Annotated in this window: 1 protein-coding gene; it reads right to left on the bottom strand. The window is 42.3% G+C overall.

Annotated features, from left to right (window positions below; all coding sequences use genetic code 11):
• Positions 1-19: 19 nt before the first annotated feature.
• The coding region (locus R7093_RS28220) for a PAS domain-containing protein (protein WP_318147408.1) at positions 20-513 on the bottom strand (494 nt) is incomplete at its 5' end.

Below are 513 nucleotides of genomic sequence, written 5' to 3'. Positions count from 1 at the left end.
ACTCGTATCCAAAGGTTTTTTAGAAGTTTTGGTTGGCGGTCAGAATGTAACCTTCACGGGCGAACTCAATCGTGGCTAGAGACAGATCTAACGCATTCAAAATGGCTTCTTTTTGCTCTGATTCTAGCCTCTGTTGTGTCACGTCTGACGCGATCTTGACTACTTTTTCAATTTGTCCGTGTTCAGATTCAATGGGAAAGTAACTGGCTTCAAGTACCAGTCTTTCACGTTGTGAGGTTAGACGCTCAAACGTACCGCGCTTATGCTTACCCACTTTTAAGTCATCCCAAAATTGTTGGTATCGAGGGGATTGAACATAGCCTCGGTCACAGAAAATCGAATGATGTTTTCCAACAATCGCTTCTCGTGTGTATCCGACACAAGAAAGAAATAAATCATTCGCATTGAGAATGATACCTCTCGTATCAAACTCAATCATTGCCATACTATCGGATAAGCCTTTGATGAAGCGGTTGTATTCACTTTCTGCTTCTTGGTTTTGAGTTCGCAAGC

It is taken from the genome of Vibrio sp. 1580, from assembly GCF_033340055.1.
Note: the sequence above shows the minus strand (reverse complement) of the source record. Positions and strands in the feature narration are given on the sequence as shown.